The organism is Pseudomonas sp. (genome assembly GCF_035277045.1).
Classification (GTDB): domain Bacteria; phylum Pseudomonadota; class Gammaproteobacteria; order Pseudomonadales; family Pseudomonadaceae; genus Aquipseudomonas.
In genome coordinates, this window is the sequence record NZ_DATELE010000296.1 from 1 (window position 1) to 5,180 (window position 5,180).

Below are 5,180 nucleotides of genomic sequence, written 5' to 3' on the forward strand. Positions count from 1 at the left end.
GCTTTTCTTCGGCATGGGCCTGGGACACGGACAGCGCTGCGAGAACTGCAATGGCCAGGAATCGGCCAGTGAAGGGCAATTGCATGTGTTGACTCCGGATCTTGTGATTCTTGTCGGGGCGCAAACGTTTGCAGAAGCTAACTATGGGAACGGCATTGAAATTTGTCAAATGCTGGCGGGGCGCCGGTAGAGGCGTCCAGGGCGTGGGGATTATCCGAGAATTTTCTGGAAATTCGAACACCCTTCGAAAGAAAAACTATGGAGCCCTGCGGGGGCTTGCAGGAGCTGTATTGCGAAAACGGCCGCTTTGAAATACTGTACGCGCATACAGCAAAACAAGGACATGCCTCGTGGCCAACCCCGCCGCTTCCACTCCAAGCAGTTACGAGATCCTAGGTACCCGCATCCAGAAGATCATCAATGGCCCTACCGCCCAGCGCAGCCGCACGGCCTTGCTCATCCGCCTGGAGCACGAGTCACCCGACGACTGGGAAACCCTGCTTGAAGAGATTGCCGAAAACGACAACGTCACCATCGCCCACCGTGATGATGGGGCTGTGCAGATCTTCTGGACCGTACCCAAGGAAGACTGACCGCCTGCGTCGATTCCCAGACCTGTCTCCAGGGCTCAGGCCAGTGCCTGGAGGTAGGCGCTGGCCTGCTGGTAGCGGGCCAGCCGATCGAGGTCGGCGGCGCCAGGGCAAGGAATGCGGGAGAGATCGCTGTTGTCGGCGAGGTCCGCCAGCTTGACCACCCGGGCCAGCGGGTCGTCACCCACGCGCACGACAAAGTCTTCGTAGGTTTCACCCTTGCGCCTGCTCAGTGCCAGTACGGCGGCGAGGATCTTGAGCTTGAAACCCTCGCGCGCAAGGTCCGAGAGGGTGATGCCCGAATCTTCCAGGACGTCGTGCAGCACCGCGACAATGCGCTGCTCGGCCGTCTGCACCCGCATCATCACCCGCAAGGGGTGCAGGATGTAGGCCGAACCGCCTTTGTCGCGCTGCCCTTCATGCGCCCTGGCAGCCACTGCGATAGCCCGCTCCAGCGTAGACATGAAGCCCTCCTGCTTAACGATCGCGTCGTCAATGACGCGCCACGGCACTGGCGATGACTACACCGCCTCTATTACCCAGCATAGTCGGGGAAATGTCCTACAAGTTCAATGCCCTATACGAGATTGACAGCTATCGTTCAGCGCCGTGCTGGATGACGATGGTGTCGGTGCCCAGGCGGGCCATGACGTCGGCCTTGCGCGCCTCGGCGTCGGCCTTGCTGGGAAACGGCCCCAGCAGCACCACGGGCTTGCCGTCGCGGTACTCGACGGAAGACGGGATACCCTTCTCGATCAGGCGTGCGGTCATGTCGGTCAGGGCGCCCATGTTCGGGCCCTGGATCACCTCGACATCCCAGCCCTGGGGTGCCGGCTGATCGGCCAGGGCATCGGCGCGGCGTTGCAGGTCGGCGCCGCCGCAGCGTTCGCGGATACGCAGGTCATTGCCGGTGGTGTCGATGATGATGTCGTACTTGCCATCGCGCTTGATTGCCACGTAGCTGCGATAGGCCTCGAACACGCCAGCGTCGTCCTTGCCGCGGACCTGGCCGCAGATGGAGCCGTCGGTATCGAACCGCACGTTGGCGAACTTGGCTGTCTTGGGGTTTTGCAGATGCTCGGCGACCTGCTTGTGCACGCCTTCGACTTCGTTCTCACAGCCGGCCAGGGCCAGCACTGCCATTACCGCCACCACTTTGCGCACGCGCGTATCTCCTGATTTCGAGCGACGGAGTCTAGCATGCGGGTGTGTGCATTACCCTTGGACAAAAGAGTGGCGCAGTGTCGCGATGTAACTGGCTGTTACGAATCGCGAGATGCAAAAAGGGCGAACCCTTGCGGGATCGCCCTTTTCAATTTGGTAGGCACAATTGGACTCGAACCAACGACCCCCACCATGTCAAGGTGGTGCTCTAACCAACTGAGCTATGTGCCTGTCGTGTGGCCGCCATTCTACCCATTCAGAAAAACGTGTCAACTGTTTTTTTCAAGCTAACTCACTGAATCTAAAAACTATTTGTTCAGGCGAGGTGTCAGGGATTTTTAACGCACGACTAGCGGGTGTTTATTATTATTGATAGAATCGGTACATTCGTTAAAAATATAACACAGAGGTTCGACCGATCATGGCCAACACCCCCTACCCCCAGTCCTACTATGCCGCCTCGGCCAACCCGGTGCCGCCGCGTCCGGCGCTGCAGGGCGAGGTGGAAACCGACGTGTGCGTGATCGGCGCGGGCTATACAGGCCTGTCGAGCGCGCTGTTCCTGCTGGAAAACGGCTTCAAGGTGACCATCCTCGAAGCCGCCAAGGTCGGGTTCGGCGCATCGGGCCGTAACGGTGGCCAGATCGTCAATAGCTACAGCCGCGACATCGATGTGATCGAGCGCACGGTCGGGCCACAGCAGGCTCAGCTGCTCGGCCAGATGGCGTTCGAGGGCGGTCGCATCATCCGTGAACGGGTGGCCAGGTACAACATTCAGTGCGACCTCAAGGATGGTGGCGTGTTCGCGGCGCTCACGCCCAAGCAGATGGGCCATCTGGAGTCGCAACAACGCCTGTGGGAACGCTACGGCCATACCCAGCTCGAGCTGATGGATCAGAGACGCATCCGCGAAGTGGTCGCGTGCGACAGCTATATCGGCGGGATGCTCGACATGAGCGGCGGCCATATCCATCCGCTGAACCTGGCCCTTGGCGAGGCGGCGGCCGTGGAGTCGCTGGGTGGCGTGATCCATGAGCAGAGCCCGGCCATTCGCATCGAGCGCGGCGCCAACCCGGTGGTGCACACCCCCCAGGGCAAGGTGCGGGCAAAGTTCATCATCGTCGCCGGCAATGCCTACCTGGGCAACCTGGTGCCGGAGCTCGCCTCCAAATCGATGCCGTGCGGCACTCAGGTGATCACCACCGAGCCGCTGGGTGATGAGCTGGCGCGCACCCTGCTGCCGCAGGACTATTGCGTCGAGGACTGCAATTACCTGCTCGACTACTACCGCCTGACAGGCGACAAGCGCCTGATCTTCGGTGGCGGCGTGGTGTACGGCGCGCGGGATCCGGCCAACATCGAGGCGATCATCCGGCCGAAGATGCTCAAGGCCTTCCCGCAGCTCAAGCATGTGAAGATCGACTACGCCTGGACCGGCAACTTCCTGCTCACCCTGTCGCGCCTGCCGCAGGTCGGTCGCCTGGGCGACAACATCTACTACTCCCAAGGCTGCAGTGGCCACGGTGTCACCTATACCCACCTGGCGGGCAAGGTGCTGGCCGAGGCCCTGCGTGGCCAGGCCGAGCGCTTCGATGCGTTTGCCGGGCTGCCGCACTATCCCTTCCCGGGTGGACAGATGCTGCGGGTACCGTTCAGCGCGCTGGGCGCCTGGTACTACAGCCTGCGCGACCGCCTGGGCTTTTGAGTAGCGCCTGGCCGGCGGTCACTGCCCCAGGGCGCTGATCGCCTGGCGCGCGGCCAGTTCCTGCCCCGCGCCCGACAGCTCCTGCGCCGCCTGCAACCAGCGCTGCCGGTCGACCTGGGCCGGCAACCGCCGCGGCGGCTGCACAAGCACCGCCCAGCTTCCCTCCTTGGCCCAGGCCGCGTTGAAGTCTGCGAAGTCCATCGGCTGCCGGCGGTTCATCCCGGCGCGCAGCAACACCCGCGATTTGTATCGGTCATAGCCCACCAGCAAGGCATAGCGTGGCTCGCTCCAGAACGCCGAGCCTTCCTGGTAGCGCAGCAGCACCGGATTACCGGCGGCGACCTGCGTCAGCAAGGCATCAAGACGACTCTCCAGTGGATAGACCATCATGCCGTATTCACGGGCAGCGGTCGGGATGCCGGTTTGCAGCGCCTCGGCGCCCTGGGGCAGGTTTAGCGGCTTGTCGAGCAGTCCCGGGGTAATCTGCACGCCCTGCTGGGACAGCAGCGCAGCCAGGGCCATCGCCCCGCTGTGGTTGGCGTTGCCACGGTAGAACGGCACGCTGCCAAGCTCGACGCGCTGGGGCAGGCCCTGTAACGAGGACGAGGGCTGACTGGCGCAACCGGCCAGGCTGGCGGCCACCAGGCACGCAGCCAGCAGGCGCCGTGGCGCGGCGGCAAGGGACTTTGCGGTAACTTGCAACATGGACACTCGCTTTACTGTCGCCCGGCAGGCAGCGCCCGGCAGTGGGGGCTGATGATAGGACGGCGGGACGAAGGGCGATAGACCATCGGTCAATGGAACGTCACGGGGGACCGGCTAGACTTGTAGAGTCTGCAGGGAGGAGGCTTCGATGAGTCTGACTATGGCAATACTCATGCTGATTGGTATGTGGGTCAGTGTCGCTGCCGCCATGCTCTGGGGGGTGATGCGCATCGTGCGTCGCCATCACCCGCATCACCAGGCCCCGCCCAAGGCCGCGCGACGGCTGCGCCGGCACATCAATGCTCATTGACAGAGTGCTACCACGGCTCACGCACGGCCGGTGGGGCATGAACACTCCACAGCGGTAAACATTGTGGGAGCGGCCTTGTGCCGCGATCGGGCCCGAAGGGGCCGCGAAGCCTGCCAGCGCACCGTGCCAGACGGTGTGTGCTTGCAGATTTCACGGCTCCTTCGGACCCGATCGCGGCACAAGGCCGCTCCTACACTCCTTCAGCCTTCAGCAGCCTCGCGCTTGAGGCGCGCCCGGCGGGTCATGATGTTGAGGATCTCGATCAGGGTCGAGAACGCCATCGCGGCATATACATAGCCTTTGGGAACATGGGCGCCGAAACCTTCGGCGATCAGGGTCATGCCGATCATGATCAGGAAGCCCAGCGCCAGCATCACCACGGTCGGGTTGTCGTTGATGAAGTTGGCCAGCGGGTCGGCGGCCACCAGCATGACGATCACGGCACTGACCACGGCGATGATCATGATCGGCAAATGCTCGGTCATGCCCACGGCGGTAATGATGCTGTCGACCGAGAACACAATGTCGAGCAACAGGATCTGGAAGATCGCCGCGCCAAAGCCCAGGGTGATCGCGCTCGACACCTTGGCTTCTTCCTTGGCCCCCCGCGGGTCGACGCTTTCATGGATCTCCTTGGTAGCCTTCCACAGCAGGAACAGGCCACCAGCGATCAGGATCATGTCCTTCCACGAGAACGCCTGCCCGA

At 62.6% G+C, this 5,180-nt stretch carries 8 protein-coding genes and 1 tRNA gene; 4 read left to right on the forward strand and 5 right to left on the reverse strand.

The window, feature by feature from the left end; translation table 11 throughout:
* Together VJS90_RS20210 and VJS90_RS20215 are read left to right on the forward strand one after the other, a co-directional pair.
* Nucleotides 1-190: hypothetical protein (locus VJS90_RS20210; RefSeq protein WP_324123404.1), on the forward strand; the 190-nt coding region annotated here is incomplete at its 5' end.
* A 160-nt stretch (nucleotides 191-350) separates the two neighbouring features.
* Nucleotides 351-593 (forward strand): DUF1654 domain-containing protein, encoded by a 243-nt coding sequence (locus VJS90_RS20215; protein WP_324123405.1) that lies wholly within the window; start codon nucleotides 351-353, stop codon nucleotides 591-593.
* 35 nt (nucleotides 594-628) lie between these two features.
* Here VJS90_RS20215 and VJS90_RS20220 read toward each other — a convergent pair whose 3' ends face one another.
* The 3 genes from VJS90_RS20220 to VJS90_RS20230 all read right to left on the reverse strand — a co-directional run bounded on the left by VJS90_RS20220 (nucleotide 629) and on the right by VJS90_RS20230 (nucleotide 1,985).
* The gene (locus VJS90_RS20220; RefSeq protein ID WP_324123406.1) at nucleotides 629-1,054 is read right to left on the reverse strand and encodes a GTP pyrophosphokinase; all 426 of its coding nucleotides are present in this window, start codon (nucleotides 1,052-1,054) and stop codon (nucleotides 629-631) included.
* 130 nt (nucleotides 1,055-1,184) lie between these two features.
* Nucleotides 1,185-1,754: an SPOR domain-containing protein gene (locus VJS90_RS20225; RefSeq protein WP_324123407.1), complete on the reverse strand. Its 570-nt coding sequence runs from the start codon at nucleotides 1,752-1,754 to the stop codon at nucleotides 1,185-1,187.
* Nucleotides 1,755-1,908: 154 nt separating this feature from the next.
* Nucleotides 1,909-1,985: transfer RNA gene (locus tag VJS90_RS20230), tRNA-Val, on the reverse strand.
* Between the two features lie 190 nt (nucleotides 1,986-2,175).
* Here VJS90_RS20230 and VJS90_RS20235 point away from each other — a divergent pair.
* The gene (locus VJS90_RS20235) at nucleotides 2,176-3,459 is read left to right on the forward strand and encodes an FAD-binding oxidoreductase (protein ID WP_324123408.1); all 1,284 of its coding nucleotides are present in this window, start codon (nucleotides 2,176-2,178) and stop codon (nucleotides 3,457-3,459) included.
* An 18-nt stretch (nucleotides 3,460-3,477) separates the two neighbouring features.
* Here VJS90_RS20235 and VJS90_RS20240 read toward each other — a convergent pair whose 3' ends face one another.
* Entirely contained in the window at nucleotides 3,478-4,164 is a 687-nt protein-coding gene (locus VJS90_RS20240; protein ID WP_324123409.1) for a peptidase C39 family protein, read from the reverse strand.
* Nucleotides 4,165-4,312: 148 nt separating this feature from the next.
* Here VJS90_RS20240 and VJS90_RS20245 point away from each other — a divergent pair, with 148 nt between their 5' ends.
* Nucleotides 4,313-4,474, forward strand: a complete 162-nt coding sequence (locus VJS90_RS20245; RefSeq protein WP_324123410.1) for a hypothetical protein — start codon at nucleotides 4,313-4,315, stop codon at nucleotides 4,472-4,474.
* Nucleotides 4,475-4,674: 200 nt separating this feature from the next.
* Here the strand turns inward: VJS90_RS20245 and VJS90_RS20250 are convergent.
* A partial coding sequence (locus tag VJS90_RS20250) for a TerC family protein (protein WP_324123411.1) occupies nucleotides 4,675-5,180 on the reverse strand: 506 nt, incomplete at its 5' end.